The organism is Butyrivibrio sp. AC2005, from assembly GCF_000424145.1.
Taxonomy (GTDB): domain Bacteria; phylum Bacillota; class Clostridia; order Lachnospirales; family Lachnospiraceae; genus Butyrivibrio.
Genome location: NZ_AUJI01000018.1, coordinates 22,176 through 36,331, shown reverse-complemented (window position 1 = coordinate 36,331; position 14,156 = coordinate 22,176). Strand labels below are relative to the sequence as shown.

The following is a 14,156-nucleotide window of genomic DNA, read 5'->3' as shown; positions in this document are numbered from 1 at the left end:
TCTATAATTAATATATAAGGATTCACATACATTTATAAAGGAAACTCAAAAATTGTTGGAAACTAATTGATACTAGATCTGGAGAAATAATATGAGGACAGTAACAGGAAAGTATAATACCGCAAAAGTACTCATAGATAATTGCGAAGATACTTGCATAGAGCAAATTAGAATCCTACTGGACCAGGAGCCTTTTCGTGATGCCAAAGTAAGAATAATGCCTGACTGTCATGCCGGAAAAAGCTGTGTTATCGGATTCACCGCAGATCTGGGAGATAGAATTATTCCAAACATTGTTGGCGTAGATATTGGCTGTGGCATGCTGACAGTTGAGCTGGGGAAAGTGGATATAGATTATGCCAGACTTGATGAAGTTATCAGGACATATGTGCCTTCCGGCAGAGAAGTCAATGAAGGAAGACTTATGAGATTTCCCAAGATACAGGAAATGAAATGTTTCAGGGAACTTGAAGATACAAAGAAGATGGAGCGTGCTATAGGCTCCCTTGGTGGCGGTAATCATTTTATTGAGATTGATGCTGACGATGATGGGAATAAATACCTTGTAATCCATACCGGTAGCAGACAGCTTGGTATTCAGGTGTGTGATATTTATCAGAAACAGGCAATTGGCTTGCATACCGGCAAAGAAGCCCTTTGGGATGAAGAAGGACGTATAAAGAAAGAGTATAAAGCTGCAGGTAGGAGATCTGAAATCCATGATGTTCTCATGGAACTTCACAGGAATTTCAGACAGACACCTCCGGATGTTCCTGTTGATCTCTGTTTTCTTACGGGAAAGTATAGTCAGAACTATCTTTACGATATGAAGATATGCCAAGAATTTGCTGATGAGAACAGGCACATGATTGCAAAGCAGATAATTGAGCATTATGGGCTTGATCCGATTGGAGAATTTTCTACAGTTCATAATTATATCGATCATGAATCCAATATCATCCGTAAGGGTGCAGTTTCTGCTAAAAGCGGAGAAAAACTTCTTATTCCTATTAACATGAGGGATGGTTCGCTCATATGTGTAGGTAAGGGTAATGATGATTGGAACTGCTCAGCTCCCCATGGGGCCGGAAGACTTTTTTCCAGAACAGAAGCCTTTAACAGATTTACCGTTGAAGAGTTCGAAAATACCATGAAGGAAGCCGGGATTTTTACTACCTGCGTTAACCATTCTACGCTAGATGAGAGTCCGTTTGCATATAAGGGTATGGATGACATTGTGAACAACATTGAACCAACAGCTGAAATAATCGAAGTGATTCGGCCTTTATATAATTTTAAGGCCAACAGCTCAACTATTAGAAAAACCGAAAAGCAACTTAAAAAAGAAATTGCCTCAACGGAGCTATTGTTTGATGAATAATGCTGCAAAATAGCACTTTTTGTACAGTTTTATAAGAAAAGAGGTATTGATATGGTAGCAAAAGATATTGTAGAAGCTATTGATAATTTTTTAAAAAAGGAAGACTTTCGTTACGAGTATGATGAGGAACGGCTAAGGTTTGATTTTGTTTTTGGTTTGGATGAGACAGTAGCTAAAAGCCTGAGCTGTAATATTGTAGTTGATAAAGATGGTGATGATTGTAGTATCACAGGATATCCTAGTATCGGAGGAATTAAGAGAAACATTACTGATGTTAAGTTATTACTTTTTGAGATCAATTGCCATATGGGGCGCGGAACATGGCAATTAGATTCTGATAACGAGGTTAGATACACGCTAACTATGCCGCTTGAAGGGGATGCAACGATTACAGAAGAGATGCTTGATTGTTTTGTATACATTGTCCCTGGTGCAGTAAAAGAATATGTTGATTCTATCGCCGCTGTGTCTATGGGGTGTTCCACGGTAGAAGATGAAGTAGCAAAGCTATTTAAAAATGATGATGAAGAACCGGAAGCCGGAACTGATGTAGATGAAGGTGTGTCTAAAACCGAACCCAAAACTGCTGAGGATCCAATAGAAAGCATATTATTTATGGTTCAAAACGAACATGATCAAAAAAATTGATACTTATTATGAGATGGACTTATTTTGTTCGTCTCATTTTTTATCATTAAGTTGTAAAAAGAACTAATGGCCCCTACAAGGAGGTGTTTGCAATGAGACGTTTTTATATAGAAATAAAGAATCCTGAAAATTCAGAAGATAAAGTTCAGTTTAGAAAATTGAAAAAGGCGAAAACTATTTTTGTAAAAAAGACAAAAAGCTGTTTCGTAGATCCGTTATTAGTTCCATTAAAAAAAGTGGTTAATAATACAATGCTTGATGACATATTTTTTGATATTCGTAAAACAAACGCGCTGGGACAGAAAAACAACTGATAGGCATAAAATACTCCGCAGCCAGGAATTGTAACCGTATTTAGGGCAGATGGATTTATTCGAATATGAATAAATTCAGTACTATGGGCAATATATGTCCATGTCATTTCTTATAATTAATATATAAGGAACAAGAAGTAACATGGTTTGAATGTGAAAGGAGCATTATGATAGGTGCAATTATTGGTGATATGGTGGGAAGCCTATATGAAAGTGAAAATATAAAAGACAAAAGATTTTTCTTCTTAACAAGGTATAGCCTACCCACAGATGACAGTATCATGACTATAGCAATATCAAGGGCGTTATTTGATTTTGTAGGCACTCCTATCGACAGTGCAGAACGTGAAAAAGAACTATATGATGCCTGTGAAAAGTACATGGTTTTATATGGAAAAAAATATCCTGATGTCGGTTATGGCGGCAGATTCATGAAATGGCTAAAGGATCCTAAAAGAAAGCCTTATGAGAGTTATGGTAACGGATCAGCTATGAGGGTATCGCCGGTTGGATGGTTCTGCGATTCTCTTGAAGATACACTTAAGGTTGCGAAGATTACTGCGTTACCTTCACATAATCATCCGGAAGGCATAAAGGGAGCACAGGCTATTGCAGCAGGTATCTATCTTTTAAGAACCGGAAAAACAAAAGAAGAGGTAAAGCAGTATATATCCTCAACCTTTGGATATGATCTGGATAGAACCATTGATGAAATACGTCCAACATATACATTCCATGTATCATGCCAGAGATCAGTACCGGAAGCTATCATAGCATTTCTTGAAGGTACATCCTATGAGGACGTTGTTAGAAACGCAGTATCAATTGGCGGCGACAGTGACACCATAGCATGCATGGCCGGAGCTCTTGCAGAAGCCATCTATCCTATTCCGGAGGAGATCAGGAATAGTGCCGCGGATAATATATCTAGATATCATCTGATAACAAACAGCGATTTTGTCTACTACAATTCCGTTGTTATGCCAAAGAAAGCCGGTGATTTAGCTGGTCAGTCATTTGAATTGTGGGCATAAACAATAGTATTGTCGTATCACAAGAAAGGAAGGTGCAATATGAAGCTGTTTTTTCAAAGTTCATCAAACTCAAAGCAGATAGAACCAGTAAATATGAAATCGCAGATAATCAAAACAAATATACCATGGACTTATTTGGTCCATCTCATTTTTATAATAATTATATACACGTAAACCAAAGATAGGACTCAGGAGAACCAATACAATGGGAAGAAACAAAAACATACACAATCTGACGGCACTATCAAAAAAGCTATTGAAAAGCAGGCTTATTTTGGGTACATTACCGAATTTTGATATGTATACGCAGGGCTATGAGTTGGTAAAACTCCTTGATCACATTATAAAAAAAGTACCTGCAAGAGCACACCGTTATATAATACAAAGCTTATCCAAAGACGAGATAGCTACACTAATGGTTGCTTTAAGCGATCAGGCTAATCTGCATCTTTGCAAAGAAATGGATAAAATGAACAGATTGGATATTCGCGATAGAATTTGTAAGCTGGGTTACGTAAGAGTGCAGAATATAAATGCTCTTGTTTACAGGGTACTTACTCAATTAGAAAGCGAGAAAGATCAGGATTGGTTACATTATTTAAAGTCCAGACCATTCTATGATTATATTTGCAAACTAGAATACGAGAGTAAAAAACATACTTTTCGCAGTTACTATTGTGAAGAGATAATAAACAAACAAAGACCTAACAAGGATATTTTCGATTCAGAATGCAGATGGTTTTATGAATTTATAATGAAGGCCTTCCCAAGTGATACCAATGCTTACATACATATGAGAGATAGAAAGTGCCAGAGTAATATTCAATGGACCTGCATTAACGGCCCTATCCATGGAAGTGGTGTATATTATACCAAAACAGATTCAGCAGGAAAGATTCTTGAACAGTACACAGTCGATGGACATGTATATAGGGAAAAGAGTAATCTGGATATGTTTTATATTTCATCTCCTAATGATGTCCGGACATATTATTCCCCATTCAATTTTTGGTTAGAGCAGAACAAAATTCTGCGAAATCTGTGTTATAAAAAAATCGATAAGGTATATTCTCCAGATACGGTGGGCGAAGCTCAAAAAAAACTAAATCAGGAACTGGCGATAATTGAAAAAACAAATGAAGCTGGTTATGTAGTCATGTGCTACAGAATCGTTAGAGAGCTTCAAAAAGGAAGGATTATCTTTGCCGACGGTTCGGATTTTACATCAATAGTGCTATATATACTGGGCATTTCAACTATTGACCCCCTGAGGAAAGAAGAAGGTAATTTTTACTGTATTGATAATGAATATCCTCCGAGCATTGTGAATTCTATGCGACTCCTGACCTCTGAAATCCAGGATGATGTGGTACTCGAAACAATTATAAATCTCTGTTCAGGAGAAGTAAAAAAAGATGACCATGATAGATTTTTATTTGTTCCAAAGGGTATGCACATAGATGATTTTAGAAAGGTTCCATCTATAAAGATTATTCCATCAAAAGAGCTTTCTTTATTATTCCTTCTTCAAAGACGTACAGGAACAGGACAACGTGTTATAAAGAAAAATGATATGCAGGTTTTGAAGGTATTTCAGACTGCGGATACAGAAATGATACCTGTCTTTGGCAAAGATAATTCCAAAGAAATTTTAAAGAGTGTAAAAGCTATGAGCTTTTCAGATCTTGTAACCATTTATTCCTGTTTAGTAACCAGGAATACAAGGAAAGGTCAGGAAGAAGAGAATATAGTTACAACACAGTTCCTACAAGGAAAAAGATATCCTGAAGCAATATATACAATCGATGATCTTATGCATTATGTCAGTGAAGATCTTGGCTGCGATTATCATACCCTTATTTGGGCATACCTTTATCAAAAAGACAAAATTCGCACAAACATAAAATGGTTGAGGCGTCATGGTCTGAATGATCATATAGTTCATATCCTAAGGCAGACAGAGAATCTGCCTTATAGAGCAGAAGCCTTAATCCACACAGAAATAGCATGGAAACTTGCATTTTATTATGTGTATTTCCAGGAACAATACAGAGATTGTTATCAGACAGTTTTTAAACAATAAAAAAATATGAAAAAGTTTTGGAGGTATGGGATATGACTGAAGGGAAAAGCAGGGGAACAAAAAATTATAAAAAGCATCCAAATAACAGAAAGCCAGCCATTTCGGCATCGGCAAATCATAAGAGCAAGTTAAACAATGAGGCCGCGCATTATTACAGGGAAATCACTATTGTTCTGCTGATAGCATTCTCTGCTTTTATGTTTTTTAGTACTTTTGGACTATGTGGAAGATTAGGGAATGCTGTCAGTAATGCTATGTTTGGGCTTTTTGGATTACCTGCATATTTTGTACCTATCATATTTGGATTTTCAACCATAAAGCTGACTTCAACAGGTGAAACATCATATACAAATAAAAGGGTATTATCGCTGATTGTTATGCTTTTTTCCATTTCAATGCTGCTTGAACTTATGACGGGTCGCATTGAAGGAATGAAGTATTTTGATGGCATGGTTATATACAATCTTTCAAAGGACGGCAAAAATGGTGGAGGCTTCATAGCTGGAGTAATACTGTATTTTTTATATCACTATCTGTCCACGATAGGATCGTTAATTGTTATTTTAGTGCTCATTTTTGTTTCTACTTGCATTTTTACAAAGAATTCTATCATTTGTTTTATGAAAAAAATAAAAGCTGGCATGATAAGTATTGCAAAACGTGTAGAAAAGAAAAGGCTGTTTCTAATAGAGCAGAGAAGTGATGCCCGGGTTCTCAAAATTGATAATACTGATTCAGATTCAGTAAAGGATACTCACAATGATATTTCTACGGACTACGATGCAAACATCGTTACGGATATCACTACTTATATACCTGATGGAGAAATTCATAATGATATACACGAGATATGCCCTATTTCAGACAAAGAGATAAATGAAGAGGATGACGGGGAAATTGTTTTTTATTCTCAGCAGAATAATGTATCAGATTCTATCAATGCAGTTAGTGAAGAGTCTGGATCCGAAGAACCCCAGAAAAACATGAATAAAAATACAACCAGGAAACGAAACCCAATTACTACTACAGCTACCAATAACTATGAATATCCATCATTAGATTTATTGCACAAAGGAGTAAAAGCAAGAGGCGAAAGTGAGAGTTATCTAAAAAACACAGCCAGGATTTTGGAAGAAACCATGGCCATGTTTAATGTGACCGTTAAGATAACACACATATCGCAGGGACCTTCTGTAACCCGTTATGAATTGCATCCCGAAGCCGGGGTTAAGGTCAGGAAGATTGTTGACCTGGCAGATGATATCAAGATGCACCTGGCTGCGACTGATATAAGAATAGAAGCTCCGATTCCCGGTAAATCCGCTGTGGGAATCGAGGTTCCTAACAAGGAAAACTCTACAGTTGCTCTCAGGAATCTGATCGAGAGTGAAGAGTTCCAGAAGTCAAAGTCCAAGCTTTCAGTTGCTATCGGTAAGGATATTGCCGGTAAGCTTGTGGTTACAGATATTGCCAAGATGCCGCACCTTCTTATTGCAGGTGCCACCGGTTCAGGTAAATCTGTATGTATAAATACAATAATAATGAGCATTATCTATAAGGCTTCTCCTGAGGATGTCCGCCTTATTATGATAGATCCTAAGATCGTTGAGCTCTCTGTTTACAATGGAATACCGCATCTTCTTATTCCTGTTGTTACTGATCCTAAGAAGGCAGCTGCAGCGCTTAACTGGGCGGTTGCTGAGATGACAACCAGATATAAGAAGTTCGCTAATGTCAAGGTGAGAGATCTCAAGGGCTACAATACTATGTGCGAGCATTCAGATGATGAAAGCATGCAGAAGATGCCTGAGATCGTAGTCATAGTCGATGAGCTTGCAGACCTGATGATGCAGTTTAAGAACGAGGTCGAGGATTCCATCGTAAGACTTACACAGCTTGCAAGAGCTGCAGGAATCTACCTGATAATTGCAACACAGAGGCCTTCGGTTGACGTTATTACCGGTCTTATCAAGGCCAATATTCCAAGCCGTATAGCTTTTGCTGTTTCAAGTGGTGTTGACTCCAGAACAATCCTCGACAGTTATGGTGCTGAGAAGCTTATAGGAAAAGGTGATATGCTTTTCTTCCCTCGAGGCTACAACAAGCCCGCAAGAGTTCAGGGATGCTTCGTTTCGGATGATGAGGTTCAGGCTGTTACTGATTTTGTTAAGAATCAGGGCGTTGCAACTAACTATGGCGGTAATGTTTCTGAGGAGATTTCCAGCATGGAGGTTTCTTCTAAGGCTTCAGCTAATGTTCCTGCAGGAGATGCAGCAGATAGCGGTTCTGATGTGGATCCTCTGTTTGCTCAGGCAGGAGCAGCTATTATTGAAAAAGAGAAGGCTTCAATAGGTATGCTGCAGAGACAGTTCAAGATAGGATTCAACAGAGCTGCCCGGATTATGGATCAGTTATGTGATGCTGGTGTGGTTAGTCCTGAGGAAGGTACCAAACCCAGACGAATTCTCGTAACAAAGGAGGAATTTGATCATTTTAAAGATTCTCACAATAAATAATGATTACATGATATGGAGGTGTTGCCATGAAAAGAAAATATATAGAAGTACACTTTCATGATGAAGTGATGCATCCATCTGTTGAAATAAGAAGTAGTGATATAGGAAATGAAAGATTTATAGCAAAGGCAAAATATATTTTTATAGATCCACTCAGAGTATTGCTAAAAGCTGGACAGAAATATAAAAAAAACAGATATAAAAAAGGAGTCCTGACGTGGGAAAAAAGAAAAAAGGTTTTACTTACAAGAACGGGTATCCATCTTGGAAAGGATGCTTTGAAGAATTAAGAAACAGATGTTATACCAGATTACATGAATTATACGGACAGGAAGTTCATCCTGAAATAAAAAAAAGATTAGAAAATGAATTGGTAGCTATAGGCGAAAAACATGCAGGAATATACAGGCTTTGCGAAGATGCTTGTCGCAATATGGATATAGACTGGTATATACCAGAAGGAGGCATGTGTAACTCGTTTGTACTTTATCTCTTAGGAGTAACAGCTGCAGTCAACCCGCTGCCTCCCCATTATAGATGCATGAAATGTAGGTATACTGAATTTATTTCTAAAAGGAAACTGTATTCTGGTTTAGAATTGCCTGAGAAACAATGTCCTATTTGTGGAAAGTACCTGATACGGGACGGGTTTAATTTAGCGGATACATCAAGGTATTACCAAAAAGGAACTGTGATTCCCAATTTCTCATTTGGAATCACAAGAGAAGCAGCATGGAATTCAATTAAGGACTATAAGGAAATAACCTCGCATGATATTTGTATAGATAGCTGGGCAAACGATTGGATAACCCATAATCAGCTCTCGAAAATCATTGATTGCCTAGAAACAATATGCAAAAGCTGGTATTATGACGAATGTTTTGTCAAGATTGATTCAAAATATCATCAAACACAAAATGCAAACAATATTATTTGGAATGTAAAGAACGACAAAGAGAAGAAAAGTATATTGGATTTTGCATTCCAATTCGTTATTAACAAAAATCCCACTAAAGCTGATAAGAAAATAATAAATGATATTTTTAATAGCATTAAACCAGATTCATTCAGTGATATGGTCAGAATATATGGCCTTAGTTCCGGAGACGGAACCTGGACAGATAATGGAAAAAACTTTCTTGATGATGGTAAATCTTTATCAGAAATAATCATTCATAGAGAAGATCTGTATGAATCCTGTCTGAATCAAGGTTTAGACGAAGATGATGCCTATAATATCACTGCCATGGTAAGTAGTGGCAAGAAATTACCTGACCATTTTATAGATTTAATGGTGAAGTCTGGATTTGAGCAATGGTACATTGATTCTTGTTTAAGGATAAGGCATCTTCCTTATAAAGGTGAATCTATTGGATATTGCCGTATGATGTGCCTCTATAAATATAAACTACAAGAAGAGCTTAAACGCTACGAACATTAAACACCTGTGCTGGCAAGGAGTATGGAGAGACTTTCGTGAGCTTTCAAAAGTCAACAGAATAGTTTAAAAAAAGAAAACATATAAGGTTACCGATCCTTTGCGTGTGTTATTTAAAAGAGCACATAATAAATAAGGATCAGTTCTTTCATCATAGTTATTTACGGGCTGTGGTGGATGGTGATTTATCCTCTTTAGAAGCAATTATCAAAATTGAAAATGAAAATGGCGAATTATTATTTTGAGATGGACATTTTTAGTCCATCTCATTATTTATAGTAAACATAACAGATACAAACACTAACAACAAGGAGGTGCATTATGACAGAATTTGAAATCATTGACAATGTTACAAAAAATATAAGATCAGGGAACATAATTGCAGATATGGCAATAAGACTCTGCGTTACAACCGTTGCAGTCATTGCGGGGAATATGATTTATAGCAGGATAACAAAATTCACAAAAAAATCAGAGAATAAGGACGCTATGAACTCCGGAAACACCGTAAATGATCCCTTTGATGGAAATTATATGGAAGTCGGAGGACAAATGGATAATTAAATATTTCTAAAGGTCTGTAGCATGGTCATATTATGACCATGCTATTTTTATAATATTAATAGAGGATGTAAATTAGCATTTCTCAGGGAAGTAAGAATTTGATATGGAACACAAGCTTTTAAGTGTCTAAGGAGTATGTTCATATGAATTTTGATATGTATAAGATTTCAGAATCCGTTAAGAAATACTGGGCTAATATAGGATATGAGCCCACCCCGGAAGAATGGGCGATTTTCATCTGGAACGACAAAGAACTTCCTCTGCAAAAAAGGCTAAGCTTACTTAAAGATATAACACCTATGACAGCTCCTGACTTTAAGGATAAGATCGATACACATTTAGCTGAGGAAAGCGCCTTTATGGATTTCTTTGCAGACAACGATAACGGAAAGTATGTGTTTGCTGTGTTAAAACAGACTGATGATGATCGTTTTGATGAGATATGCATCGCAAAAGATTTCGAAAGTGTTTCTTTATATCTGAAAGAATACATCAAGACATACACTTCCGCAGACAAATGGTATAACCTGCATAGTAAGTTCCGCATAAGGAAAAATAGGCTTTTTACCTCAGGAAATAAAGCATACAAATATGAAAGTGCTTTCATACAATATACTGAAGCCGGGATAATGGAATATCATTACTCTGCCGAAGATCCCCTTATATCAGTCATTTCAATAATGATGTCTGATGAAAAAGATTTATCCCCATATATAGAAATTCCACTCCCATTTAAAGATCTTGATGTTGTCCGTATTGCAGGCGATACCGACCGGAATATGGGACTGATAAGATTATTCCCAAAAACTCCCACCAAAGAATCAGTAATAAGAAAGCAAAATAAAGAATGTGGAACATTTACAGATACATGTGTAACTGTTGAATGGCTTTCCGGTAAAAAAAGACAATCTTTCCAGGAAGAAAAAGTTAACCCTTTGCATTTGGAATATGTAGATGGAAGAATCCCTACAATAGTCCAGGATGCCAAAAGAATAGCTCGTGGAGAAGGAACTCTGAGCAGCCTGCTTAAACGCTACGAACATTAAATACCTGTGTTAACTGATGAAATAGTCTATAGGGATAGGAGGGCATAAAGATGTTAGGTGCAATAATTGGAGATGTATATGGCAGTATATATGAATTCGATAATATAAAGGAAAAAGAACTTGTTAAGCTGACTAAATTCAGTACACCTACCGATGACAGCATAATGACTATAGCCATATCAAAAGCACTTTTATCCTGCTATAAGGATATAAAAGAGAAAAAAGAAGGATATGAAAAAACTCTCTTTGATAAATGCGTTGAAATAATGGTTGCTTATGGAAATACATATCCTCATAAGGGCTATGGCGGCAATTTTAAAAAATGGCTGCGCAATCCTAACCGCAAACCCTATGGAAGTTATGGAAATGGCTCAGCAATGAGAGTTTCTCCTGTTGGATGGGTTTGTGATTCGCTTGAAGATACTCTGCAAATTGCACAGATTACTGCTGAAACAACGCACAATCATCCTGAAGGCATAAAAGGCGCACAGGCAGTTGCAGCTGGCATTTATCTTCTGAGGACAGGTAAGGATAAAGATTACGTTAAACAATATATTACAGATACATTTGATTATGATTTAGACAGAAAACTCGATGAAATTCGTAAGGATTATGTATTCCATGTATCCTGTCAACGCTCAGTACCGGAAGCAATAATAGCTTTTCTTGAGGGCAATTCTTTTGAAGACGTAATACGGAATGCAATATCTATCGGAGGTGACAGCGACACGATAGCGTGCATTGCCGGTTCCCTTGCAGAAGTAGTATATAGTATTCCGGATGATATGAGGAATGGTGTACTGACTAATATCACTAATCAGCATGAACTAAAGCCTAGAGATTTTGAATTCTATAATAAAGTGGTTCTTAAAAAGAAGGACAGAAAGCTCGATGAAGTCCCATTTGTGTTTGAATATGAAGAACTGGATATAAAAAACATGCTAGATCATGTTACAGCTATGATAGGTGGCCTGTGATGGTTTCTATATAAATTACAAAGTATTCATAAAAGATTCCGTGTGTGGGACAAATAATGACCATGTTTAAGAGTAAGATGAGCTTAGAATCAAAGAAATACCTTGTCTGAAAGGAGATTCAAGCATGAAGGTTGATCAAATATTAGAAAGCGTAAATAACTATCTTGAAAAAGAAGAACTACATTTTGACTATGACGAGAACATTATGCGATATGATTATGGATTTAGACTTGATGGTGTTATTTCCAGTATCGGATGTAACTTGGTTGTTGATGAAGATGGTAATGGTTGCACAATAACTGCGTATCCAGAAATTGGAATAGAAAAGAAAACTCGCAGAGAACTGGAACACCTGCTGTTTCTACTCAACTGCAATATTTATAGAGGAACATGGCAGATAGATGATAATAATGAGATTCGCTATGTTAAATATATCTCTCTAGAAGGTGATGATGCTGTATTAACTTATGAGATGCTAGATAATGGAATATATGCAGCGGGAAGTCTAATGCAACGTTATGCTGATTCAATTGTTTCCGCTATTGTCGGAGCATCAACTGCAGATGAAGAAATTGGCAAGTTGTTCAAAACCGACGAAGCTGACACAACAGATAAAGATGAGGATAGTAACGATGATAAGGATAAAGAGTCCTCCAGAGATGACTCAGCTAATTCAGTTTTTATGTGGATAAAGGGCGAGTTTGATAATAAAAGTTAGTGGTAATGCAGCTGATTGATAGAAAGAAGGTGCAATTATGAAGTTATTTTTTCAAAGTAAATCAAGGTCAAAACAGATTCGCTCCGTGCAATTTAGTTCACAGAAAATTTGTACAAATATTCCTTCGGCTCTAATATCTCACGGGTTAAATCTTGAGAAGTTTAAAGTAAGACAATTTAAAACTAATACGGGAGATCTTACATTAATAACAAGAAAGTATAGGAATAAATAAAACGTATCAACGTTTTTAAGTTTATGAAAAATTAATAATTAGTACTCGTGATTTTATGTTGATATAATTTAATGATGCTATAATTGGAACAGGGGATTCCGCATGGAATTCCCTGTTTTTTTTAGAAGCTTCTAGAATAAGAAAAAATTATATAAGGTCATGATGTGTCCAATTAGATTGTTAGACTAAAAACAAAAACGGGTGAGCATATGTTAGAGGAAAGAGAAGGAAAAAGCAGCAGAGCATTATCAATCTATTCAAGACTTATGAATGGCAGGGTTATTTATAAAACAGAGGAAGCTGAGCGCTTTGGAGTATCCGAAAAGAGTATTCAGAGAGATATTGAGCAGATAAGGTTGTTCCTTGACAATCAGGCTGTAACTGACGGAATTCCTAATAACCTGATTTATGACTATTCCATCAAAGGTTACAGGATTGAACAGGCAGATAACCTTAAGCTTTCAAATGATGAGATTCTAGCAATATGTAAGATCATCCTGAGCAGCCGAGCCTTTTCAAAAAAGGAGATGGATAATATCCTGGATCGACTGATCGAGTGCTGTGTTCCACTTAAAAACCAAAAGCTTGTTAATGATCTAATGCGAAATGAACGGTTCCATTATGTTGAACTGACTCATAAGCAAAAGTTTCTGGATAAAATGATGCTTCTTGGTAACGCCATAAATGCACATTATTTAATAGAATTCGACTATCAAGGAATACAAGGGCATACCCCAAAACACAGAATAATAGAACCATTGGCGATCCTTTTTTCTGAGTTTTACTTCTACCTTGCAGGTCGAATCCAGAACATTGACAGAGCAACTGCATTTAAAGAACCAAACGATGCATATCCGACTATTTATCGCATAGACAGAATAAAAAAGCTCAAGGTAACGGAAGAACACTTCTCAACTCCATACAAGGATAAATTTGAGGAAGGGGAATATCGCAAAAGGATTCAGTTTATGTACGGAGGAAAACTAAGAAAAGTCAAGTTTGAGTATTCTGGTTACTCAGTAGATGCGGTTTTAGATAAGATCCCTACTGCAAAAATATTAGGCGAAGATGATGGCAAATACCTTATAGAAGCAGAAGTGTTTGGAGATGGTATAGATATGTGGTTGAGAAGTCAAGGGGATTTGGTAAAGGTTAGATGAAGATCCAAAACAATGTTTTATAACATGGAGTGTCTTTGTAAAAAG

At 36.6% G+C, this 14,156-nt stretch carries 13 protein-coding genes; all 13 read left to right on the top strand.

Annotated features, from left to right (window positions below):
- Window positions 1-91 precede the first annotated feature (91 nt).
- The 13 genes from G602_RS25435 to G602_RS0105960 all read left to right on the top strand — a co-directional run bounded on the left by G602_RS25435 (window position 92) and on the right by G602_RS0105960 (window position 14,111).
- On the top strand, window positions 92-1,381 hold the full coding sequence (locus G602_RS25435) for an RtcB family protein (RefSeq protein ID WP_081675853.1): 1,290 nt from the start codon (window positions 92-94) through the stop codon (window positions 1,379-1,381).
- Window positions 1,382-1,432: 51 nt separating this feature from the next.
- The gene (locus tag G602_RS0106020) at window positions 1,433-2,029 is read left to right on the top strand and encodes a hypothetical protein (protein WP_026658176.1); all 597 of its coding nucleotides are present in this window, start codon (window positions 1,433-1,435) and stop codon (window positions 2,027-2,029) included.
- Between the two features lie 92 nt (window positions 2,030-2,121).
- Window positions 2,122-2,343 carry a hypothetical protein gene (locus G602_RS0106015; protein ID WP_026658175.1) on the top strand — a complete coding sequence of 74 codons (222 nt, stop codon included), beginning with the start codon at window positions 2,122-2,124 and terminating at the stop codon, window positions 2,341-2,343.
- Window positions 2,344-2,510: 167 nt separating this feature from the next.
- Window positions 2,511-3,377, top strand: a complete 867-nt coding sequence (locus G602_RS0106010) for an ADP-ribosylglycohydrolase family protein (RefSeq protein ID WP_026658173.1) — start codon at window positions 2,511-2,513, stop codon at window positions 3,375-3,377.
- Between the two features lie 205 nt (window positions 3,378-3,582).
- Window positions 3,583-5,460, top strand: a complete 1,878-nt coding sequence (locus G602_RS0106005; RefSeq protein WP_026658172.1) for a hypothetical protein — start codon at window positions 3,583-3,585, stop codon at window positions 5,458-5,460.
- Window positions 5,461-5,492: 32 nt separating this feature from the next.
- Window positions 5,493-7,976 (top strand): FtsK/SpoIIIE family DNA translocase, encoded by a 2,484-nt coding sequence (locus tag G602_RS0106000; protein WP_026658171.1) that lies wholly within the window; start codon window positions 5,493-5,495, stop codon window positions 7,974-7,976.
- A gap of 26 nt (window positions 7,977-8,002) precedes the next feature.
- Window positions 8,003-8,266 (top strand): hypothetical protein, encoded by a 264-nt coding sequence (locus G602_RS0105995; RefSeq protein ID WP_026658170.1) that lies wholly within the window; start codon window positions 8,003-8,005, stop codon window positions 8,264-8,266.
- Window positions 8,194-9,417 (top strand): hypothetical protein, encoded by a 1,224-nt coding sequence (locus G602_RS0105990; protein WP_155829703.1) that lies wholly within the window; start codon window positions 8,194-8,196, stop codon window positions 9,415-9,417. Before G602_RS0105995 ends, G602_RS0105990 begins: the two co-directional genes overlap by 73 nt.
- A 318-nt stretch (window positions 9,418-9,735) precedes the next feature.
- Window positions 9,736-9,978, top strand: a complete 243-nt coding sequence (locus G602_RS0105985) for a hypothetical protein (RefSeq protein WP_026658168.1) — start codon at window positions 9,736-9,738, stop codon at window positions 9,976-9,978.
- Window positions 9,979-10,121: 143 nt separating this feature from the next.
- Window positions 10,122-11,024: a hypothetical protein gene (locus G602_RS0105980; protein ID WP_026658167.1), complete on the top strand. Its 903-nt coding sequence runs from the start codon at window positions 10,122-10,124 to the stop codon at window positions 11,022-11,024.
- 50 nt (window positions 11,025-11,074) lie between these two features.
- The gene (locus G602_RS25430) at window positions 11,075-12,001 is read left to right on the top strand and encodes an ADP-ribosylglycohydrolase family protein (RefSeq protein WP_081675852.1); all 927 of its coding nucleotides are present in this window, start codon (window positions 11,075-11,077) and stop codon (window positions 11,999-12,001) included.
- A gap of 124 nt (window positions 12,002-12,125) precedes the next feature.
- Window positions 12,126-12,719: a hypothetical protein gene (locus G602_RS0105970; RefSeq protein WP_026658166.1), complete on the top strand. Its 594-nt coding sequence runs from the start codon at window positions 12,126-12,128 to the stop codon at window positions 12,717-12,719.
- A 441-nt stretch (window positions 12,720-13,160) separates the two neighbouring features.
- Window positions 13,161-14,111 carry a helix-turn-helix transcriptional regulator gene (locus tag G602_RS0105960; RefSeq protein WP_026658163.1) on the top strand — a complete coding sequence of 317 codons (951 nt, stop codon included), beginning with the start codon at window positions 13,161-13,163 and terminating at the stop codon, window positions 14,109-14,111.
- The last annotated feature ends 45 nt before the right edge of the window (window positions 14,112-14,156 follow it).

Bases quoted from the DNA above. Each gene is read 5' to 3' on its own strand.
- G602_RS25435 (WP_081675853.1), top strand. From the start codon at position 92: ATGAGGACAGTAACAGGAAAGTATAATACCGCAAAAGTACTCATAGAT.
- G602_RS0106020 (WP_026658176.1), top strand. From the start codon at position 1,433: ATGGTAGCAAAAGATATTGTAGAAGCTATTGATAATTTTTTAAAAAAG.
- G602_RS0106015 (WP_026658175.1), top strand. From the start codon at position 2,122: ATGAGACGTTTTTATATAGAAATAAAGAATCCTGAAAATTCAGAAGAT.
- G602_RS0106010 (WP_026658173.1), top strand. From the start codon at position 2,511: ATGATAGGTGCAATTATTGGTGATATGGTGGGAAGCCTATATGAAAGT.
- G602_RS0106005 (WP_026658172.1), top strand. From the start codon at position 3,583: ATGGGAAGAAACAAAAACATACACAATCTGACGGCACTATCAAAAAAG.
- G602_RS0106000 (WP_026658171.1), top strand. From the start codon at position 5,493: ATGACTGAAGGGAAAAGCAGGGGAACAAAAAATTATAAAAAGCATCCA.
- G602_RS0105995 (WP_026658170.1), top strand. From the start codon at position 8,003: ATGAAAAGAAAATATATAGAAGTACACTTTCATGATGAAGTGATGCAT.
- G602_RS0105985 (WP_026658168.1), top strand. From the start codon at position 9,736: ATGACAGAATTTGAAATCATTGACAATGTTACAAAAAATATAAGATCA.
- G602_RS0105980 (WP_026658167.1), top strand. From the start codon at position 10,122: ATGAATTTTGATATGTATAAGATTTCAGAATCCGTTAAGAAATACTGG.
- G602_RS25430 (WP_081675852.1), top strand. From the start codon at position 11,075: ATGTTAGGTGCAATAATTGGAGATGTATATGGCAGTATATATGAATTC.
- G602_RS0105970 (WP_026658166.1), top strand. From the start codon at position 12,126: ATGAAGGTTGATCAAATATTAGAAAGCGTAAATAACTATCTTGAAAAA.
- G602_RS0105960 (WP_026658163.1), top strand. From the start codon at position 13,161: ATGTTAGAGGAAAGAGAAGGAAAAAGCAGCAGAGCATTATCAATCTAT.